This is a genomic window from Streptomyces sp. NPDC018031 (assembly GCF_044327625.1).
Lineage (GTDB): Bacteria > Actinomycetota > Actinomycetes > Streptomycetales > Streptomycetaceae > Streptomyces.
Map to the genome: position 1 here is coordinate 13,414 of NZ_JBIRFT010000002.1, position 18,584 is coordinate 31,997.

Annotated in this window: 18 protein-coding genes; 15 read left to right on the top strand and 3 right to left on the bottom strand. The window is 73.9% G+C overall.

The window, feature by feature from the left end:
• Positions 1 to 134: 134 nt before the first annotated feature.
• The 8 genes from ACH4B3_RS06420 (at position 135) to ACH4B3_RS06455 (ending at position 5,692) form a co-directional block, all read left to right on the top strand.
• On the top strand, positions 135 to 932 hold the full coding sequence (locus tag ACH4B3_RS06420; RefSeq protein ID WP_398461609.1) for a helix-turn-helix domain-containing protein: 798 nt from the start codon (positions 135 to 137) through the stop codon (positions 930 to 932).
• Between the two features lie 62 nt (positions 933 to 994).
• The gene (rimO, locus tag ACH4B3_RS06425) at positions 995 to 2,497 is read left to right on the top strand and encodes a 30S ribosomal protein S12 methylthiotransferase RimO (protein ID WP_398461610.1); all 1,503 of its coding nucleotides are present in this window, start codon (positions 995 to 997) and stop codon (positions 2,495 to 2,497) included.
• The gene (pgsA, locus tag ACH4B3_RS06430) at positions 2,494 to 3,144 is read left to right on the top strand and encodes a CDP-diacylglycerol--glycerol-3-phosphate 3-phosphatidyltransferase (protein WP_398461611.1); all 651 of its coding nucleotides are present in this window, start codon (positions 2,494 to 2,496) and stop codon (positions 3,142 to 3,144) included. Before rimO ends, pgsA begins: the two co-directional genes overlap by 4 nt.
• Positions 3,141 to 3,674 carry a CinA family protein gene (locus ACH4B3_RS06435; protein ID WP_398461612.1) on the top strand — a complete coding sequence of 178 codons (534 nt, stop codon included), beginning with the start codon at positions 3,141 to 3,143 and terminating at the stop codon, positions 3,672 to 3,674. Before pgsA ends, ACH4B3_RS06435 begins: the two co-directional genes overlap by 4 nt.
• Before the next feature lie 109 nt (positions 3,675 to 3,783).
• Complete coding sequence (locus ACH4B3_RS06440; protein WP_398461613.1) at positions 3,784 to 4,152, top strand: helix-turn-helix domain-containing protein; 369 nt, start codon at positions 3,784 to 3,786, stop codon at positions 4,150 to 4,152.
• Between the two features lie 223 nt (positions 4,153 to 4,375).
• The gene (locus ACH4B3_RS06445; RefSeq protein ID WP_398461614.1) at positions 4,376 to 4,864 is read left to right on the top strand and encodes a Dps family protein; all 489 of its coding nucleotides are present in this window, start codon (positions 4,376 to 4,378) and stop codon (positions 4,862 to 4,864) included.
• Positions 4,865 to 4,915: 51 nt separating this feature from the next.
• Complete coding sequence (locus tag ACH4B3_RS06450) at positions 4,916 to 5,158, top strand: hypothetical protein (RefSeq protein ID WP_398461615.1); 243 nt, start codon at positions 4,916 to 4,918, stop codon at positions 5,156 to 5,158.
• 216 nt (positions 5,159 to 5,374) lie between these two features.
• Complete coding sequence (locus ACH4B3_RS06455) at positions 5,375 to 5,692, top strand: hypothetical protein (protein ID WP_398461616.1); 318 nt, start codon at positions 5,375 to 5,377, stop codon at positions 5,690 to 5,692.
• 242 nt (positions 5,693 to 5,934) lie between these two features.
• Here ACH4B3_RS06455 and ACH4B3_RS06460 read toward each other — a convergent pair whose 3' ends face one another.
• Positions 5,935 to 6,783 (bottom strand): DNA-formamidopyrimidine glycosylase family protein, encoded by an 849-nt coding sequence (locus ACH4B3_RS06460; RefSeq protein WP_398461617.1) that lies wholly within the window; start codon positions 6,781 to 6,783, stop codon positions 5,935 to 5,937.
• Positions 6,784 to 6,859: 76 nt separating this feature from the next.
• A complete protein-coding gene (locus ACH4B3_RS06465) occupies positions 6,860 to 11,587 on the bottom strand; it encodes an ATP-dependent helicase (RefSeq protein ID WP_398461618.1) in 4,728 nt (1,575 codons plus the stop codon).
• 81 nt (positions 11,588 to 11,668) lie between these two features.
• On the opposite strand from ACH4B3_RS06465, the gene ACH4B3_RS06470 reads away from it, so the two are divergent.
• Genes ACH4B3_RS06470 through ACH4B3_RS06480 form a run of 3 tightly spaced genes read left to right on the top strand, consistent with a single transcriptional unit; the run spans position 11,669 to position 13,731 of the window.
• Complete coding sequence (locus tag ACH4B3_RS06470; RefSeq protein WP_398461619.1) at positions 11,669 to 12,523, top strand: AraC family transcriptional regulator; 855 nt, start codon at positions 11,669 to 11,671, stop codon at positions 12,521 to 12,523.
• A 9-nt stretch (positions 12,524 to 12,532) separates the two neighbouring features.
• The gene (locus ACH4B3_RS06475; protein WP_398461620.1) at positions 12,533 to 13,426 is read left to right on the top strand and encodes an AzlC family ABC transporter permease; all 894 of its coding nucleotides are present in this window, start codon (positions 12,533 to 12,535) and stop codon (positions 13,424 to 13,426) included.
• Positions 13,423 to 13,731: an AzlD domain-containing protein gene (locus tag ACH4B3_RS06480; protein WP_398461621.1), complete on the top strand. Its 309-nt coding sequence runs from the start codon at positions 13,423 to 13,425 to the stop codon at positions 13,729 to 13,731. The genes ACH4B3_RS06475 and ACH4B3_RS06480 overlap by 4 nt, the downstream gene beginning before the upstream one ends.
• Positions 13,732 to 13,918: 187 nt before the next feature.
• On the opposite strand, the gene ACH4B3_RS06485 is transcribed toward ACH4B3_RS06480, so the two are convergent.
• Positions 13,919 to 14,848, bottom strand: a complete 930-nt coding sequence (locus ACH4B3_RS06485) for a hypothetical protein (protein WP_398461622.1) — start codon at positions 14,846 to 14,848, stop codon at positions 13,919 to 13,921.
• Positions 14,849 to 14,928: 80 nt separating this feature from the next.
• Between ACH4B3_RS06485 and ACH4B3_RS06490 the strand changes: the two genes are divergently transcribed.
• The 4 genes from ACH4B3_RS06490 (at position 14,929) to recX (ending at position 18,554) form a co-directional block, all read left to right on the top strand.
• Positions 14,929 to 15,123 (top strand): DUF3046 domain-containing protein, encoded by a 195-nt coding sequence (locus tag ACH4B3_RS06490; RefSeq protein WP_398461623.1) that lies wholly within the window; start codon positions 14,929 to 14,931, stop codon positions 15,121 to 15,123.
• A gap of 252 nt (positions 15,124 to 15,375) precedes the next feature.
• Entirely contained in the window at positions 15,376 to 16,566 is a 1,191-nt protein-coding gene (locus ACH4B3_RS06495) for an AI-2E family transporter (RefSeq protein WP_398461624.1), read from the top strand.
• 164 nt (positions 16,567 to 16,730) lie between these two features.
• Positions 16,731 to 17,867, top strand: coding sequence for a recombinase RecA (gene recA, locus ACH4B3_RS06500; RefSeq protein ID WP_398461625.1), 1,137 nt, complete (start codon positions 16,731 to 16,733; stop codon positions 17,865 to 17,867).
• A gap of 3 nt (positions 17,868 to 17,870) precedes the next feature.
• Positions 17,871 to 18,554 carry a recombination regulator RecX gene (gene recX, locus ACH4B3_RS06505; RefSeq protein ID WP_398461626.1) on the top strand — a complete coding sequence of 228 codons (684 nt, stop codon included), beginning with the start codon at positions 17,871 to 17,873 and terminating at the stop codon, positions 18,552 to 18,554.
• Positions 18,555 to 18,584: the final 30 nt, after the last annotated feature.

Here is an 18,584-nt window from a genome sequence, read left to right on the forward strand (position 1 = left end):
ATCGATGTGCCACGGTGTCCGCGAGCGGCCTGTTCTGATGGCGTACAAAGACCGCCCTCCCGCTTGCCCGACCCTTTCGTACCACCCCTAGACTGAACCTCCAGCAGGTGGCTACACGCTCGAAAGGCGCCCCCGTGTCCATCGGCAACTCCCCCGAAGACGACCGGCCGTCGGTCGGTCGTGCCCTCCAGCAGGCCCGGATCCGCGCCGGCCTCTCCGTCGACGAGGTCAGCAGCATCACCCGGGTGCGCGTCCCGCTCGTGCGCGGCATCGAACAGGACGACTTCAGCCGCTGCGGCGGCGACGTCTACGCACGCGGCCACATCCGCGCGCTGGCCCGCGAGGTCGGCCTGGATCCGGCCGCCCTGGTCGCCCAGTACGACGCGGATCACGGCGGGCGCCCGGAACCCACCCCGGCGGCGCCGCTCTTCGAGGCCGAGCGCATCCGGTCCGAGCCGCGCCGCCCCAACTGGACCGCCGCGATGGTCGCCGCCATCGTGGTCGTGGTCGGCTTCGTGGGCTTCACCCTCTTCACCGGCGGGGGCGACGAGGGCCGCACGGTCGCCGAGGAGCCCCCGCAGACCGAACCCGGCACCGCGCGTCCCACCACCGGCAAGCCGGCCGACCCCGAGCCGGAGCCGTCCACCAGCGCCGTCGCCGGGGTCCCGGTCAACAAGGTCACGGTCAAGCTCAGCGCCGAGAACGGGCAGAGCTGGATCTCCGCCCGGAACCACAACGGCCGGCTGCTCCACGAGGGCGTCCTGCGCGAGGGCGACTCCCGCACCTTCACCGACAGCAAGCGGATCGACCTCGTCCTGGGCAATGCCGGCGCCGTACAGCTGTTCGTCAACGGCAAGGAAGTCAAGGAAGTCGGAGCGAACGGGCAGGTCCAGCGGCTGAGCTACACCAAGGGAGACCCCGAGGCGGGCTGAGCCGGGGGAGATCCACAGCCCTGGCAGCGGGAGGGGCGGCCGGGACGAAGTAGTCTGAGCGTATGCCCGAACGCCGTACCGTCGCCCTTGTCACGCTCGGCTGCGCCCGTAACGAGGTGGACTCGGAGGAGCTGGCAGGCCGCTTGGCAGCGGACGGCTGGGATCTCGTCGAGGACGCCGCGGACGCGGATGTCGCCGTCGTCAACACCTGTGGATTCGTCGAGGCCGCCAAGAAGGACTCGGTGGACGCCCTGCTCGAGGCCAATGACCTCAAGGACCACGGGAGGACCCAGGCCGTCGTGGCGGTCGGCTGCATGGCCGAGCGCTACGGCAAGGACCTGGCCGATGCCCTGCCCGAGGCCGACGGAGTCCTCGGCTTCGACGACTACGCGGACATCTCCGACCGCCTGCAGACCATCCTCTCCGGTGGCATCCACGCCTCACACACCCCGCGTGACCGGCGCAAACTGCTGCCCATCAGCCCCGCCGACCGGCAGCGGGCGGGTGGTGTGGCACTGCCCGGCCACGGCGCCGCCGCGGACGAGGCGCTCGCCTCGGCGCCCGCGGACCTGCCCGACGGGCTCGCGCCGGCCTCCGGGCCGCGCGCCCCGCTGCGCCGCCGGCTGGACAGCAGCCCGGTGGCCTCGGTGAAGCTGGCCTCCGGCTGCGACCGGCGCTGCTCCTTCTGCGCCATCCCGTCCTTCCGCGGCTCCTTCATCTCCCGGCGCCCCTCCGACGTGCTGGGGGAGACCCGCTGGCTCGCCGAGCAGGGCGTCAAGGAGATCATGCTGGTCTCCGAGAACAACACCTCCTACGGCAAGGACCTGGGCGACATCCGGCTGCTGGAGACGCTGCTGCCGGAGCTGGCCGCCGTCGACGGCATCGAGCGCATCCGGGTCAGCTACCTGCAGCCCGCCGAGATGCGGCCGGGCCTGATCGACGTCCTCACCTCGACCGAGAAGGTCGCCCCGTACTTCGACCTGTCCTTCCAGCACTCCTCGCCGGACGTGCTGCGCGCCATGCGCCGGTTCGGCGACACCGACCGCTTCCTGGACCTGCTGGATCGGATCAGAGCCAAGGCGCCGCAGGCCGGCGCGCGGTCCAACTTCATCGTCGGCTTCCCCGGCGAGACCGAGGAGGACTTCGCCGAGCTGGAGCGCTTCATCAGCAACGCGCGGCTGGATGCCATCGGCGTCTTCGGGTACTCCGACGAGGAGGGCACCGAGGCGGTCGGGTACGACCACAAGCTGGACCCGGAAGTGATCGCCGAGCGGCTGGCGCACCTGTCGCAGCTGGCCGAGGAGCTCACCGCGCAGCGTGCCGAGGAGCGGCTGGGCGAGACCGTCGAGGTCCTGGTGGACCGGATCGACGAGGAGGACGGCCCGGTCGGCCGGGGAGCCCACCAGGCCCCGGAGACCGACGGCCAGACCCTGCTCACCGGCGGCGCGGACCTGTCGCCCGGCCGTATGGTCGTCGCGAAGGTGGTCGCGACCGAGGGAGTGGATCTGGTGGCGGAGCCGCTGCCGCTGCAGGGTGGCGCGTGTGGCGAGGAGGCGGTCAGATGACCCATGTCCCGGCCTCCACCGCGGGAGGCGCCCGTTCGTCGGCCGTGTCCGTGCGACCGGCCGGCCTGTGGAACGTGGCGAACATCCTGACCATGGTCCGGCTGCTCCTGGTCCCCGGTTTCGTGCTGCTGATGCTGCACAACGGCGGCTACGACCCGGCCTGGCGCGCCTTCGCCTGGGCGGCCTTCGCCATCGCCATGATCACCGACCTGTTCGACGGGCACCTGGCCCGCCGCTACAACCTGGTCACCGACTTCGGCAAGATCGCCGACCCGATCGCCGACAAGGCGATCATGGGTGCGGCGCTGGTCTGCCTCTCCGCGCTGGACGACCTGCCGTGGTGGGTGACCGGCGCGATCCTGTTCCGGGAGATCGGCATCACCCTGATGCGCTTCTGGGTGATCAAGCACGGGGTGATCCCGGCCAGCCGGGGCGGCAAGATGAAGACGCTGGCCCAGGGCACCGCGGTCGGGATGTACATCCTCGCGCTCACCGGGCCGCTCGCCACCCTGCGCTTCTGGGTGATGGCGGTCGCCGTCGCGCTGACGCTCCTGACCGGCCTGGACTACGTGCGCCAGGCGTTCCGGCTGCGGCGCGCGGGCCTGGCCGCGCAGCGCGAGCGGGCCGAGCGGGAGTCGGTGCGGTGACCCGGTCCCCGGCCCCCGGCGCGGAACCGGCCGTCCGGGTGCTGGAGCTGCTGGTGGAACGGGGCCAGACGGTGGCCGTCGCGGAGTCGCTCACCGGTGGGCTGGTGGCGGCGGAGCTCACCGCGGTACCCGGTGCCTCCCGCTCCTTCCGGGGCTCGGTGACCGCCTACGCCACCGAGGTCAAGCGCGAGGTGCTGGGTGTGGACGGGGCGCTGCTGGCCGAGCGCGGGGCGGTGGACCCGGAGGTCGCCCGGCAGATGGCGCGGGGCGTACGGCGCCTGCTGGGCGCCGACTGGGGGGTCGCCACCACCGGGGTGGCCGGCCCGACCGGTCAGGACGGCCGGCCGGTGGGCACGGTGTTCACCGCGGTCAGCGGGCCCGGCGGGGTGCACGGCACGGCGTCCCTGCGGCTCGGCGGGGACCGCGGCGAGATCCGCGCCTCGAGCGCGATCGCCGCGCTCGAACTCCTGCTCAACGAATTGATCGAAAATGCAAGGGCACAGGATACGGAACAACACGGGGGGAATTAGTGTTTGCAGCCCTGAGTGAACACGACATCGCTCCCCGCACGGGTGGAGCCGAAGGCGGTACGGTGGGGCGTGAAGGATCCGGATCCGAGGTCCGAGGAGGGAGCCAGCGATGATTCTGCTCCGTCGCCTGCTGGGTGACGTGCTGCGCCGGCAGCGCCAGCGCCAGGGCCGTACTCTGCGCGAGGTCTCCTCCTCCGCCCGGGTGTCGCTCGGCTATCTGTCGGAAGTCGAGCGGGGCCAGAAGGAGGCCTCGTCCGAGCTGCTGTCCGCCATCTGCGACGCGCTGGACGTCCGGATGTCGCAGGTCATGCGTGAGGTCAGTGACGAACTGTCGCTCGCGGAGCTGGCGGAGTCGGCCGCGGCCGGCGAGTCGGTGCCGGCGCCCGTGCGGCCGATGCTCAATTCGGTGTCGGTGTCCTCCGGGGATCGGGTGACCATCAAGGCGCCCGCGGAGGCCGTGGACGTCGTGGCCGCCTGACGGTCCCGCGGTCACCGGCCCCACCGCGACCGGTCGACCTATCGACAAGCTTGTCAAGTGCTCGCTCTTCGGCACCCGTGCCGGAAGGGCGGGCACTTGTCTGTTTCAAGCCGGTTCGCGGGGTATGTGTCATGGTGGAGAAAGGACCGGCAGCCCATCGCGGCCACCATGTGGACGGTGCGGTCGGCTGCGGACCTCCAGCGACACGAACAGGAGGATGCGGATGTCTGTGCTGAAGAGCCCTCTGTCGGAGGAGAACCGCCAGATAGTGGGTGACGCGCTGCAGGGCGCGCTCGTCGACCTCGTGGACCTCTCCCTGGTGGCCAAGCAGGTCCACTGGACGGTGGTGGGACCGCGCTTCCGCTCCGTACACCTGCAGCTCGACGAAGTGGTGGACACCGCCCGCCAGCACATGGACACCGTCGCCGAACGAGCCTCCGCGATCGGCGTGGCACCGGACGGCCGGGCCGAGACGGTCGCCAAGTCCAGCGGCATCGACACGGTCAAGGACGGCTGGAGCGGGGACGTCGAGGCGGTCCGGAGCCTGATCGGCGCGCTCTCCACGGTCATCGGCCGGATGCGGGAGCGGATCGAGGCCACCGCCGACCCCGACCCGGTGACCCAGGACATCCTGATCGGCCTCACCAGGGACCTGGAGAAGCACCACTGGATGTTCCAGGCGGAGAACGTGAACGGCGGGCCGGGGGCGTGACATCGGCCGCCGCGGGGGAACCGAACACCCGTCAGAGCTGAGGGGCCGTCCATGACCGGGTCCGAGGGACTGCGCGTCACCTCACCGCGGATGACGGTCTCGGCCGTGCAACCGGGCGAGCCGCCGTTCCGGCTGGTGGAGCTGGGTGGGGAACTCGTCGGCAAGGCGTACTCGCTGGCCGACGTCATCGACATCGCCCACCGGGCCGGCCTGGGGAAGGTGGACTTCGACGACCCGGACGACGTCCGGTGGGTGGGCGGAGACAAGTACACCTGGACCCCGCGGCACTGGTAGTGACCGCGAACCTCCGCCCGCCCCGTGAATGCGCCGATGCACCCGGGCACGTGGGGCGCCGGCCGTGCGGGACGCAGCCGGACCGGGCAAGAACCGGGAGGAGCGCGGGCGGGGCACGGCCACCGGTGACGGCCCCAACCCGCCGTGCACACCGCCCGGCCGGGTGCCCCGCGCCCGGGGTGGACGGGCACACGCCGCCGGCCGGAGGAGGCAGCCATGGCAGCCCACGGGAACGGCGGCACCGGCCGCCGGGCGGTGCGGTGGCTCTTCCTGCCGCTGCTCGGAGTGGTGTGGTGGTGGGCGGCGGTGCGGCTGGCACTGCACCCGGCGGCGGCCGGGCCGGTGGAATCCGCGATCGTGGCCGGCGGGTGGGGCCTGAGTCTGCTGCCGGTGCACTGCGTCCCCCGCTCGGTCGGTGACACCGCCCGGCGGGGACGCGCCGCACGGGGCACGCCGTGGCCGTCCTGGCGGGCGGTGTGGAGTTCCGCGCGGTGCCTCCGGAACGTCAGCGGCGGCCGACGGCGGCGGAGTTGACCCCACCGGGTCCCAAGGGTCCCAAGGGACCCACGGGCCCCCGGGCTCCGCTGTGCCCCTCCGGGTGCGGGCGGGGGACCAGCGCCACCGGTGGCCGCCCGGAACAGCGCGGGGTCGGGACGCGGAAGCCTCCGGCCTGCAGGCACGGCGCGGGGTGGGACGCCGGCCGTGCGCCGCCCGGACACGGGAACTGACGGCCGTTCGTACCGCCGGGACGCTCGTCAGCCGTCAGCCGTCAGCCGTCAGCCGTCAGCCGGCCCAGGGCCGGACTGGCAGCGAGGGCACCAGAAGGCGACCCGCTCCTGTGCGCGGCCGCCGGCCTCGTCCGGTACGGCCGTCCGGACGGCCGTACCGCAACGGCGGCAGGGCCGGCCCGCCCGCCCGTACACCCACAGTCCGCGGTCCGCGCGCGGGTCCGCGGTGGTGATCCGCACCGGGCGGTCCTTGTTGGCCTCCAGAAGTTTCCTGGCCAGTGCGGTGACCCGCTCCGGACGCGGGAGGTCACCGAACGGCAGCCACGGCGTCACCCGCAGCAGGAAGCACAGCTCGCACCGGTACACGTTGCCGATCCCCGCGAGGTTCCGCTGGTCCAGCAGCGCGTCGCCGACCGGACGCGACGGGTCGGCGAGCAACCGGCGCAGCGCCTCCGCGGGATCCCAGTCCGGGCCCAGGAGGTCGGGCCCGAGATGCCCGACCACCCGTTCCTCGTCGGCGGTGCGGAGCAGGTCGAGCACCGGCAGCCGGTAGCCGACGGCGGTACGCTCCGCGGTGCCCAGCACGGCGCGGATCTGGTATCCCGGCCCGCCGGTCCACCGCTCACCGGCCCGGTGGATCCGCCATGAGCCGTCCATCCGCAGATGCGAGTGGAGGGTCAGCCCGCCCTCGGCCCGGGACGCGTGCCCGCCGGGCTCCTCACCCGTGACCCGGATGAGCAGATGCTTGCCGCGCGGGACCACCTCGCTGACCGTGCGGCCGGTGAGGTCGACCGTGGCCAGCCGGGGCACCCGCAGGTCGCAGCGGGTGAGGCGGTTCCCGGCCAGGGCCTGGTGGAGCTTGCGGGCGGTCCGCCAGACGGTGTCTCCTTCGGGCATACGGCCCATGATGCCCGGGCCCCGCCCGCGCCGGGGCCTGCCGCGGTGCCGGGGCCGGTGACGCGGGGCAGTACAGCTAGGGGGAGCGCAGCCGGAAGCCGCGCGGGGTGGGGTGGAAGCCCGCCGTCTCCAGGGTGCGGCCCATCGGCGAGGTGAGGGCCGGGGCGCCGTTGACCCGCTCCACCGTGACCGTGCCCAGGGCGCCCTGCCGTCCGGCCAGGGCCAGCGCTTCCACCGCCGCCCGAAGCCGGGCGTCGTCGTCCGGGGACTCCGCCTCCGCGGGGCCGGACGGCCAGGCGAGCAGGGTCTTGCCGCCCCGCTCCATGTAGACCGCCAGCTCGCCGTCGACGAGCACCACCAGCGAGCCCGCCTTGCGCCCGGGCTTGTGCCCGGCTCCGGCGGGCGGCTCCGGCCAGGGCAGCGCCGCACCATAGGCGTTGGCCGGGTCCGCGGCGGCGAGGACGACCGCCCGGCCGACCGGTGGCGCGCCGAAGACCTCCCCGCTGTCCGCGGCCAGCCCCGCCGCCCGGTCCCGGGCGGTGCTCACGGCGCGCAGCCGGTCCACCGCGCCGTCCATCGCGAACTGCGCCGCCCCCAGACCTTCCACCACGTACCCGCGCCGCGCCTGCCCGGTGTCCTCGAACGCGGCCAGCACGCGGTACGCCGCGGAGAAACCGCCCTCCACGCCCTCGGCCGCCACCGTGCCCCGGGTGACGATGCCGTGCCGGTCGAGCAGGGTGCGGGCCAGCGCATGGGCCCGGTGGGTGGGGTCCGGCTCCCGCTCGGGCAGCAGCGCCCAGCGGCCCGCGACCGTCGGCGGCCCGCTCCGCGACGCCGTCGGACGGCCGGTCCGGCCGGTGAGGGAGCCGTACCGGCCGCGCGGGACGGACCGCTTGGCGCGATGGGCGGTGGCGCCCGCGGTCCGGCCCGACCCGAGCAACGAGCGCAGCGGGGCGAGGGTGTCGTTGGTCAGCCGGCCGGACCAGGACAGCTCCCACACCACGTCGGCCAGCTGCGCGTCACCGCACTCCGGGTGCGCGGCGCGCACCTGGTCGGCGATCTGCCGGAAGAACAGGCCGTATCCGCCCGAGAGCGCGTCCAGCACGGCCCGGTGCAGCGGGCCGAGCTCCAGCGGATGGGGCGAGGGGAGCAGCAGCGGGGCGGCGTCGGTGAGGTGGAGGGAGATCCAGCCGTCCTTCCCCGGCAGAGCGCCGGCGCCGGCCCACAGCACCTCGCCGGTGGCGGTGAGCTCGTCCAGCATGGTGGGGGAGTAGTCGGCGACCCGGGAGGGCAGGACCAGCTTCTCCAGCGCGGAGGCCGGCACCGGCGCGCCCTGCAACTGTTCGACGGCACGCACCAGGCCGTCGATGCCCCGCAGACTGTGGCCGGTGTTCCGCTCCGCCTCCGCGCGGTTCCGGGTCTTCGGGTACAGGGCCCCCACGTGCTGCCACTGCGGGAGGAAGGCGGCGAGCGCGGCGGGCGGCACCGGTTCCAGCTCCTCGCGGAGCGCGGCCAGCGACCGGCGGCGCAACCGCCGCAGCACCGCGGCGTCGCACCACTCCTGGCCGATGCCCGCCGGGTGGAACTCGCCCTGCACCACCCGGCCCGCGGCGGCGAGCCGGTGCAGCGCGCCGTCGGTGACCGCGGCGCCCAGGCCGAACCGCGCGGCGGCGGTGGCGGAGGTGAAGGGGCCGTGGGTGCGGGCGAACCGGGCCAGCAGGTCGCCCAGCGGGTCCTTGACCGGTTCGGTGAACGCCTCGGGCACCCCCACCGGGAGCGCGGTGCCCAGCGCGTCCCGCAGCCGCCCGGCGTCCTCCACCGCCGCCCACTGCTGCCGACCGGCGATCCGGACCGGGATGGCGCGCCGGGCGGCCGCCAGCTCCTCGATCCACTCCGGCTCCGCCCCGCGCTCGGCCAGCTCCCCCGCGGTGAGCGGGCCCAGCAGCCGGAGCAGGTCGGCGACGCTCTCGGCGTCCTTGGCGCGGCGGTCCTCGGTACGCCACTGCAGCTCCCGCTCCAGCTCGGCGAGCACCTCCGCGTCGAGCAGCTCGCGCAGCTCGGCCTGGCCCAGCAGCTCGGCGAGGAGCCGGGAGTCCAGCGAAAGCGCCGCCGCACGCCGCTCGGCGAGCGGCGAGTCCCCCTCGTACAGGAACTGCGCGACATAGCCGAAGAGCAGCGAACGGGCGAACGGCGACGGCTCCGGGGTGGTCACCTCCACCAGCCGCACCCGGCGGGCCTCGATGTCCCCCATCAGCTCGGCGAGCCCGGGGACGTCGAACACGTCCTGGAGACATTCCCGGACCGCCTCCAGGACGATCGGGAAGGAGCCGAACTCGCTGGCCACCTGGAGCAACTGGGCGGCCCGCTGCCGCTGCTGCCACAGCGGGGTGCGCTTTCCGGGGTTGCGCCGGGGCAGCAGCAGGGCGCGGGCCGCGCACTCCCGGAACCGGGCCGCGAACAGGGCCGAGCCGCCGACCTGGTCGGTGACGACCTGGTCGATCTCGCCCTTGTCGAAGACGACGTCGGCGGCCCCGACCGGGGACTGCTCGGCGTCGTACTCCGGGCCCGGGGCGGCGGGGTCGGCGTCGAGGAAGTCCAGGCCCATGGTGTCCGCGTCGGGCAGCCGCAGCACGATGCCGTCGTCGGCGTGCATCACCTGGGCGTCCAGGCCGTACCGCTCGCCGAGCCGGGCGCCCAGCGCCAGCGCCCACGGCGCGTGCACCTGGGCCCCGAAGGGGGAGTGGACCACCACCCGCCAGTCGCCGAGCTCGTCCCGGAAGCGCTCCACGACGATGGTGCGGTCGTCCGGCACATGGCCGCACGCCTGGCGCTGCTCGGCCAGATAGGACAGCACGTTGCCGGCCGCCCAGTCGTCCAGTCCGGCCGTGGCCAGCCGCTCCCGGGCGGCCTCCGGCTCCATCCCGCCGATCTCGCGGAGGAACCCGCCGAGCGCCCGGCCGAGTTCCAGCGGCCGCCCGAGCTGGTCGCCCTTCCAGAACGGCAGCCGCCCCGGGATCCCCGGCGCGGGGGAGACCAGGACCCGGTCGCGGGTGATGTCCTCGATGCGCCAGGAGGTGGTGCCCAGGGTGAAGACGTCCCCGACCCGGGACTCGTACACCATCTCCTCGTCCAGCTCGCCGACCCGGCCGCCGCCCTTCCGCGGGTCGGACCCGACCAGGAAGACACCGAAGAGGCCGCGGTCGGGGATGGTGCCGCCGGAGGTGACGGCCAGCCGCTGGGCGCCCGGCCGGCCGGTGACCGTACCGGCGATCCGGTCCCACACCACGCGCGGCCGCAGCTCCGCGAAGGCGTCGGAGGGGTACCGGCCGGCGAGCATGTCCAGCACCGCGGTGAAGGCCGACTCGGGCAGGGAGGCGAACGGCGCGGCGCGGCGCACCACGGCCAGCAGCTCCGCCACGTCCCAGGTGTCCAGCGCGGTCATGGCGATCAGCTGCTGGGCCAGCACGTCCAGCGGGTTGGCGGGCACCCGCAGCGACTCGATGGCCCCCTGCCGCATCCGCTCGGTGACCACCGCAGCCTGCACCAGGTCGCCGCGGTACTTGGGGAAGACCACCCCGGTCGACACCGCGCCCACCTGGTGGCCGGCCCGGCCCACCCGCTGCAGCCCGGAGGCGACCGACGGCGGGGACTCCACCTGGACCACGAGGTCCACCGCGCCCATGTCGATGCCCAGCTCCAGACTGGAGGTGGCGACCACGGCCGGCAGCCGCCCGGCCTTGAGGTCCTCCTCCACCAGCGCCCGCTGCTCCTTGGACACCGATCCGTGGTGCGCGCGGGCGAGCAGCGGCGGGGCGCCCTTCGCGGCGCCGGAGCCGCCCATCAGCTCGGCGGGGGAGTGGTCCTCGGGAACGGCGGTACCGGTGGCCCGCTCGTAGGCGATCTCGTTGAGCCGGTTGCACAGCCGCTCGGCCAGGCGGCGCGAGTTGGCGAAGACGATGGTCGACCGGTGGCTCTGCACCAGATCGGCGATCCGCTCCTCCACCTGCGGCCAGATCGACGGGCGCTCCCCGGTGCCGTCCTCCTGGACCGGGGACCCGCCGAGTTCGCCGAGGTCCTCCACCGGCACCACCACCGACAGGTCGAACTCCTTGCCGGACGGGGGCTGGACGATCTCGACCTTCCGCTGCGGGGAGAGGAACCGCGCGACCTCGTCCACCGGCCGGACCGTGGCGGACAGGCCGATGCGCCGCGCCGGACGGTCGAGCAGCAGGTCCAGCCGCTCCAGGGAGAGCGCCAGATGGGCGCCGCGCTTGGTCCCGGCGACCGCGTGCACCTCGTCCAGGATCACCGTCTGCACGCCGCTGAGCGCCTCCCGGGCGGCGGAGGTGAGCATGAGGAACAGCGACTCGGGGGTGGTGATCAGGATGTCCGGCGGGCGGGTGGCGATGGCGCGCCGTTCGGCCGCGGGGGTGTCGCCGGAGCGGATGGCCACCCGGACCTCCGGCTCCGGCAGACCCAGCCGCACGGACTCCTGGCGGATGCCGGTGAGCGGGCTGCGCAGGTTGCGCTCCACGTCCACCGCCAGGGCCTTCAGCGGGGAGACGTACAGCACCCGGCACCGCTTCCGGGCCTCGGCCGGGGGCGGGGCGCTGGTCAGCTGGTCCAGTGCGGCGAGGAAGGCGGCGAGGGTCTTCCCCGAGCCGGTCGGGGCGACGACCAGCACGTCCGATCCCTGACCGATGGCCCGCCAGGCGCCCTCCTGCGCGGCGGTGGGCGCGCTGAAGGCTCCGGTGAACCATCCGCGGGTCGCCGGAGAGAAGGCGTCGAGTGCTGTGCTCGCCATGCCCTCCATCGTGCACCGAGCCACTGACAACGGGCCGGACGGGCGGCCGGCGCATCGGCCCGGCGGGGGAGAATGAGCCGCATGGGCAGCGGAGAGAGCGCACGGTACTGGACCCATCCGGAGCTGCCCGGGGTCGATCTGCTGCGCGCCCGCTACATACGCAAGGCGTTCACGCCGCACACCCACGACACCTTCGCCCTCGCGGCGATCACCGAAGGCGTCGAGGAGTTCCGGCACCGCACCGACATCGAGCGGGTGGGCCCCGGCGGGGTCGCCCTGGTCAATCCGGACGTGCCGCACACCGGGTACGCGGGGGTGCCGGAGGGGTGGACCTACCGGGTGCTGTACCCGGCCCCGGAGCTGATCGCGGACATCGCCGCGGAGACCACCGCGATCCGCGGCACCCCGGGGTTCCGTGACGTGGTCGTCGAGTCGGACCCGCGCAGCCACCGGCTGCTCATCGCGGTGCACCGGGCGGCCGAGGAGGGCAACGCGCTGGCCGCCGACGGCTTGCTGCGGATCGCGGTCGCCCGCCTGCTCAGGCTCTACGGGGCGCCCGCCGCCGCGCGCACGGCGCCCAGCGCGGGCGCGCGCAACGCGGTCCGCGCCCGCGCGGTCCTGGAGGAGCGGATGGCGGCCCCGCCGTCGCTGGAGAAGCTCGCCACCGAGCTGGGCACCAGCCCCTTCGCCCTGCTGCGCGCGTTCCGCGCCACCTACGGCATGCCGCCGCACACCTGGCTCACCGACGCCCGGGTGCGGCGCGCCCGGCTGCTGCTGGACGCGGGCACCCCTCCCGCCGTCGCCGCCGCCGCGGTCGGGTTCACCGACCAACCCCACCTGAACCGGCATTTCACCCGGATCGTGGGCGTGCCTCCGGGCGCCTACCAGCGGGAACGCGCAAGAACGTACAAGACCGGCGACGCGCTGCGTCCCTAGCCTCGGGGCGTGGCAGAACCAGCAGACATCACCACCGAGTCCGATACCCGCGCCGGTCCCGCAAGGCCGGACCGCGCGGTCGTCCGCGACGCCCTCGGCGTCGGCGTCGCGGTCGGCCTCTCCGGCTTCGCCTTCGGCGTGACCTCCGCGGACGCCGGGCTCGACGTCCTCCAGACCTGTGCCCTCAGTCTCTTCGTGTTCACCGGCGCGTCCCAGTTCGCACTGGTCAGCGCGCTGGCCGCGGGCGGCAACCCGCTGACCGCCGCGGCCGGGGCGTTCTTCCTGGGCGTCCGCAACGCGTTCTACGGGCTCCGGCTCTCCGGGCTCCTCCGGCTGCCCCGGTCGGTGCGGCCGCTGGCCGCGCACGGCGTCATCGACGAGTCCGCCGCCGTCGCGCTCGCCCAGCCGGACCAGCGCTCGGCGCGGCTCGGCTTCTCGGTCACCGCGGTGAGCGTGTTCGCGCTGTGGAACCTCACCACCCTGATCGGCGCCCTCGGCGCGTCAGCCCTGGGTGACACCGACGCCTGGGGGCTGGACGCCGCGGGGCCGGCGGTGTTCCTGGCACTGCTGGCACCCAAGCTGAGCAGCGGCGTCGAACGCGCCGTCGCCGCACTCGGGGTGCTGCTGGTGCTGGCCTGTGTGCCGGTGCTGCCGGCCGGGGTGCCGGTGCTGGTGGCGGCGCTCGCCGCGCCGGTGGTGCTCGCGGTCGCCGGGCGCGCGGCGGGCCCGGTGCCCCGCACCGGAGGCGCGGCCCCCGGCTCCGGGGCGGCCGGGGAGACCGGGCGGCCCGAGGCCGTGGAGGCTGGGGACGTCGCGGAGACCGGAAAGGCCGGGACAGCCGGGAAGGCCGTGAAGACGGGCGGGACCGAGAAGACCGACGAGGTCGGGAAGGAAGCACGGTGAGCGTCTGGATCGCCATCGCGGTGACCGCGGCCGGTTGCTATCTGGTGAAGCTGCTGGGCCTGTCGGTGCCGGCCGGGGTCCTGGAACGCCCGGTGGTCAAGCGGCTGGCCGCCCTGGTCCCGGTGGCGCTGCTGGCGGCGCTCACCGCCCAGCAGACCTTCAGCGCCGGTCACAGCCTGAAGCTGGACGCGGGGGCGGCCGGGCTTGCGGCCGCGGCGCTCGCCCTGCTGCTGCGCGCCCCCTTCCTCGTCGTGGTGGGGGCCGCGGTGGCGGTGACCGCCGCGCTGCGGGCCCTGACCGGCTGACCGGCTGACCGGTCGCGTCCGCGCCCCGGACGCGACGGTGGTGTTCCGGTCCCGGTCGGGTCCCTGCCCCGGTCCCGGTCCCGGGGCGCCCCGGGACCGGCACCGTGCGCCGGAGCCGCCCCGCCCCCGCCCCCGTCGAGTCGAGCCAGGTCGGGCGGGGCAGGCCGGGACGGCCTTCCGCGCCCGCTCAGTCGAGCCGGTCGTAGGCGCGCAGGGTCAGCAGCGCGTCGAGGGTGACCATGGGCCGCCCTTCCAGGGCGGTGCCCGGTGCCCAGCCGCGCCACCGGATCGGCCAGCCGCCGTCCTCGTCCTGGAGGGCGGTGAGGTGGTCCAGCGAGCGCTTCATCTCGTCCCCGGTGAACCAGCGGCGGGCGACCGACCCGGGTGTTCGCGCGACGTCGTGCGGGAAGTGGTGCTCGCCCGGGGCGTAGCCGTCCGGCACGGGGTGTCCGGCCGCCCGGTCCGGGTCGAGCACCAGCAGCTCCTGCTGCCGGACCCGCTGCCCGAGCCGCTCCGCCAGCGCCTCCGCCCGCGGGCGGTCCGGGGCGCCGTCCAGGAACGACACGGCCGCCACCACCTCGTACGGGTGGGTCGCGGCGCCGTCCGCGAGCGACTCGACCGCGGCCCAGCAGAAGTCGGTGGCCCGGAACAGCCAGGCGTGCCACACCTCGTTGCGGTGCAGCAGCCCGACCACGGGTCCGGTGGCCAGCAGTTCGCTCGGCGGGTGCTCACGGACCGGCAGCCAGGGGGCCGCCGGGTAGTCGCGCTGGGTCGGGAGCAGCGCTGGCAGCGCGCCGTCCGGCCCGGCGATCTCCGTCAGGAACCGGCAGATCCGCTCCACCCGGGCGCCCCCGCACCGTCCGATCCCGTCGAGCACCCGCAGGGCGTGCAGGGTGGGCAGTGGCTGGCTGACCGGGCCCCGCAGGTCCGGCTCCAGCCCGTACCCGTAGCCGCCGTCGTCCCGCTCGTACGCGGCCAGCGCGGTCTCGACCGGGCCGGCCTGGCCGCCCAGGAAGTGGTACGCGAATCGGTGCTGCTCCAGTACGCGCGCGGTCAGCCAGACGAACCGCTCGGCACGGGCGAGCGGAGTGGTGGCAGCTGTCTCGGAACGGTCCATCCTCCGACCGTAGGCGGAGCCGCCTGCCGCGGGAGGCCGCTCGGACGCCGCTGCACCCGCAGGGGCGGGATACTGGTCGCATGCGGTTGACGGACTTCTGGCAGCGGATGGCGGATCACTTCGGTGAGGCGTACGCCGACTCCTTCGCACGTGATCATGTGATGTCCGAGCTGGGCGGGCGGACCGTGTACCAGGCGCTGGACGCGGGCTGGGCGGCGAAGGACGTCTGGCGCGGGGTGTGCCGCGCGGTGGACGTGCCGTACGACCGGCGCTGACCGGACCCGTACCGCGGCCCGGGGCGGCGATCGCCGGGGCCAGGCCGAGGCGGCCCCGGCCGCCCCACGGCACCTCCCCGGCCGCCCCGGGGCCGCCCGGGGATGTGCCGTGGGATGCCGTACCGCGGGCGTTGGGATGCTGTGCAGCGCGCGTTGAACGGTTCGTTCCGCGCCCGTCGTCCGCCGGTCACCGGAGGGATCGGTTTGCGGGGTGGCCGGAAGTTTATGGCTCCCGTACGCCACACTTGGCGGGTGGCCACGACAGAAGAGACGATCGCCCCGGACGACGACCGCCCGCGACCTCAGGCGCAGCCTGCGGCGCGGATGCCGCGCTGGCTCCCTCGAGCGATGGTGCTGGCGCTGGCGCTCGTGGCCTGTTTCCAGCTTGCCATCTGGGCCTTCGACCAGCTCACCGGGCTGTTGCTCAACATCCTCATCGCGTTCTTCCTGGCCCTGGCCATCGAGCCCGCGGTGGACCGGATGGCGGCCCGCGGCGTCCGCCGGGGCGCCGCCACCGGGCTGGTCTTCCTCGGCATCCTGGTCTTCGTGGCGGGATTCTTCACCCTGCTCGGTTCGATGCTGGCGGACCAGATCGTGAAGATGGTCGAGGACTTCCCGGCGTACCTCGACAAGCTGATCAACTGGAGCAACCAGACGTTCCACACCGAGCTGTCCCGGGTGGAGATACAGGACAGCCTGCTCCACTCCGAGACGCTGCAGAAGTACGCCAAGGACAGTGCGGACAACGTGCTCGACGTCTCCGCCGCCGTTCTCGGCGGGCTGTTCCAGGTGCTGACGGTGACGCTGTTCGCCTTCTACTTCGCCGCCGACGGGCCCCGGCTGCGCCGCGGACTGTGCTCGATGCTGCCGCCGCACCGGCAGGCGGAGGTGCTGCGCGCCTGGGAGATCGCGGTCGCCAAGACGGGCGGCTACCTCTACTCGCGCGGCCTGATGGCACTGATCTCCGGCGCCGCCCACTACATCCTGCTGGAGAGCCTGGGCGTGCCGTACGCCCCGGCGCTGGCCGTCTGGGTGGGCCTGATCTCGCAGTTCATCCCGACCATCGGCACCTATCTGGCGGGTGCGCTGCCGATGCTGATCGCGTTCACCATCGACCCCTGGTACGCGCTGTGGGTGTTCGGCTTCGTGGTGGTCTACCAGCAGTTCGAGAACTATCTGCTGCAGCCGCGGATCACCGCGAAGACGGTCGACATCCACCCCGCGGTGGCCTTCGGTTCGGTGATCGCGGGCACCGCGCTGCTGGGCGCGGTGGGCGCGCTGATCGCGATCCCGGCGACCGCGACGCTGCAGGCCTTCCTCGGCGCGTACATCAAGCGGTACGACGTCACCGACGATCCGCGGGTGCACGGCAGGCGGGCGCGGCGGGAGCCCGGCCCGTCGGCCCTCACGCGGTTCCGCGGGGCGCTCGCGCGGCGCGGTTGACACGCAAATCGAACATCCATTCTCATGGGGGTACCGGCCGAGGCCCCGTCGAGGTTTTCCACCGAGGTTTTCCACAGGCCGGCCGCCGTCCGGGCGCATTGTCAGTGGCAGGCGTTAGCGTCGTGGACGTGAAGCGATCGACTCAAGCAAACCGGGTGGAACCCATGGCAGGAACCGACCGCGAGAAGGCGCTCGACGCCGCGCTCGCACAGATTGAACGGCAATTCGGCAAGGGCGCCGTGATGCGCATGGGCGAGCGGCCGAACGAGCCCATCGAGGTCATCCCCACCGGGTCGACCGCTCTCGACGTCGCCCTTGGGGTCGGTGGTCTGCCGCGTGGCCGGGTGGTCGAGGTGTACGGGCCGGAGTCCTCCGGTAAGACGACCCTGACGCTGCACGCGGTCGCCAACGCCCAGCGGGCCGGCGGCACCGTGGCCTTCGTGGACGCCGAGCACGCGCTCGACCCGGACTACGCCCAGAAGCTCGGGGTGGACACCGACTCCCTGATCCTGTCGCAGCCGGACAACGGCGAGCAGGCGCTGGAGATCACGGACATGCTGATCCGCTCCGGCGCGCTCGACCTGATCGTCATCGACTCGGTGGCCGCCCTGGTGCCGCGCGCCGAGATCGAGGGCGAGATGGGCGACTCGCACGTCGGCCTCCAGGCCCGGCTGATGAGCCAGGCGCTGCGGAAGATCACCGGTGCGCTCAACCAGTCCAAGACCACCGCGATCTTCATCAACCAGCTCCGCGAGAAGGTCGGCGTGATGTTCGGCTCCCCGGAGACCACCACCGGTGGCCGGGCGCTGAAGTTCTACGCCTCGGTGCGTCTGGACATCCGCCGTATCGAGACCCTGAAGGACGGCACCGAGGCGGTCGGCAACCGCACCCGGGTCAAGGTCGTCAAGAACAAGGTCGCGCCGCCGTTCAAGCAGGCCGAGTTCGACATCCTCTACGGCCAGGGCATCAGCCGCGAGGGCGGCCTGATCGACATGGGTGTCGAGCACGGATTCATCCGCAAGTCCGGCGCCTGGTACACCTACGAGGGCGACCAGCTCGGCCAGGGCAAGGAGAACGCCCGCAACTTCCTCAAGGACAACCCCGACCTGGCCGACGAGATCGAGAAGAAGATCAAGGAGAAGCTGGGCATCGGAGTCAAGGCCGAGGACCCGGCCGGCGAGCCCGGCGCCGACGCGGCGGCACCCGCCGCCACGGTCGCCGCACCGGTGAAGGCAGCCCCGGCCACCACCGCGGCGAAGGCCGGAGCGAAGGTGACCAAGGCCGCGGCGGCCAAGAGCTGATCCGTGACGCGGCGAACCGACTGGCCGGATCTGCCGGACCGACCGATCGGCGGTGGCAGTGGCCCTGGCCCCGGGGAGGCCGGCCGCCCTGCCTTCGGTACGACCGGTGGTGACTCCCGCTCGTCCGCCGGGCCCCCTTTCGGGGAGACGGCGCCGGGGTCGGCCGGGCGGCAGCCGCCGGCCGACCCCGAGGAGCAGGCCCGGGCGATCTGCCTGCGGCTGCTGACCGGGACTCCGCGCACCCGGCGGCAGCTCGCCGACGCCCTGCGGAAGCGTGGCATCGACGAGGACGTGGCGGCGGAGGTGCTGTCCCGGTTCGAGGAGGTCGGCCTGATCGACGACGCGGCGTTCGCCGGGGCCTGGGTGGAGTCCCGGCATCACAGCCGGGGCCTGGCACGCCGCGCTCTGGCCCGGGAACTGCGCACCAAGGGCGTGGACTCCGCGCTGATCGACGACGCGGTGGGCCGGCTCGATCCGGAGCAGGAGGAGCAGACCGCCCGGGAGCTGGTGGAGCGCAAGCTCAGGAGCACCCGTGGCCTGGAGCGCGACAGGCGGCTCCGGCGCCTGGCGGGGATGCTGGCCCGCAAGGGATACCCGGAGGGGCTGGCCCTGCGGGTGGTACGGCGGGCACTGGAGGAAGAGGGCGAGGACACCGAGCTGCTGGACGAGCACTACCCCGAGGGCTGACGGCCGGCCCGCCACGATGCCGGCCGAGCC

Excerpts from the sequence above, each read along its gene's own strand:
- ACH4B3_RS06465 (WP_398461618.1), bottom strand. The coding sequence starts at position 11,587 with ATGGCGAGCACAGCACTCGACGCCTTCTCTCCGGCGACCCGCGGATGG.
- pgsA (WP_398461611.1), top strand. The coding sequence starts at position 2,494 with ATGACCCATGTCCCGGCCTCCACCGCGGGAGGCGCCCGTTCGTCGGCC.
- ACH4B3_RS06440 (WP_398461613.1), top strand. The coding sequence starts at position 3,784 with ATGATTCTGCTCCGTCGCCTGCTGGGTGACGTGCTGCGCCGGCAGCGC.
- recA (WP_398461625.1), top strand. The coding sequence starts at position 16,731 with ATGGCAGGAACCGACCGCGAGAAGGCGCTCGACGCCGCGCTCGCACAG.
- ACH4B3_RS06460 (WP_398461617.1), bottom strand. The coding sequence starts at position 6,783 with ATGCCCGAAGGAGACACCGTCTGGCGGACCGCCCGCAAGCTCCACCAG.
- ACH4B3_RS06490 (WP_398461623.1), top strand. The coding sequence starts at position 14,929 with ATGCGGTTGACGGACTTCTGGCAGCGGATGGCGGATCACTTCGGTGAG.
- ACH4B3_RS06470 (WP_398461619.1), top strand. The coding sequence starts at position 11,669 with ATGGGCAGCGGAGAGAGCGCACGGTACTGGACCCATCCGGAGCTGCCC.
- ACH4B3_RS06455 (WP_398461616.1), top strand. The coding sequence starts at position 5,375 with ATGGCAGCCCACGGGAACGGCGGCACCGGCCGCCGGGCGGTGCGGTGG.
- ACH4B3_RS06445 (WP_398461614.1), top strand. The coding sequence starts at position 4,376 with ATGTCTGTGCTGAAGAGCCCTCTGTCGGAGGAGAACCGCCAGATAGTG.
- rimO (WP_398461610.1), top strand. The coding sequence starts at position 995 with ATGCCCGAACGCCGTACCGTCGCCCTTGTCACGCTCGGCTGCGCCCGT.
- ACH4B3_RS06450 (WP_398461615.1), top strand. The coding sequence starts at position 4,916 with ATGACCGGGTCCGAGGGACTGCGCGTCACCTCACCGCGGATGACGGTC.
- ACH4B3_RS06485 (WP_398461622.1), bottom strand. The coding sequence starts at position 14,848 with ATGGACCGTTCCGAGACAGCTGCCACCACTCCGCTCGCCCGTGCCGAG.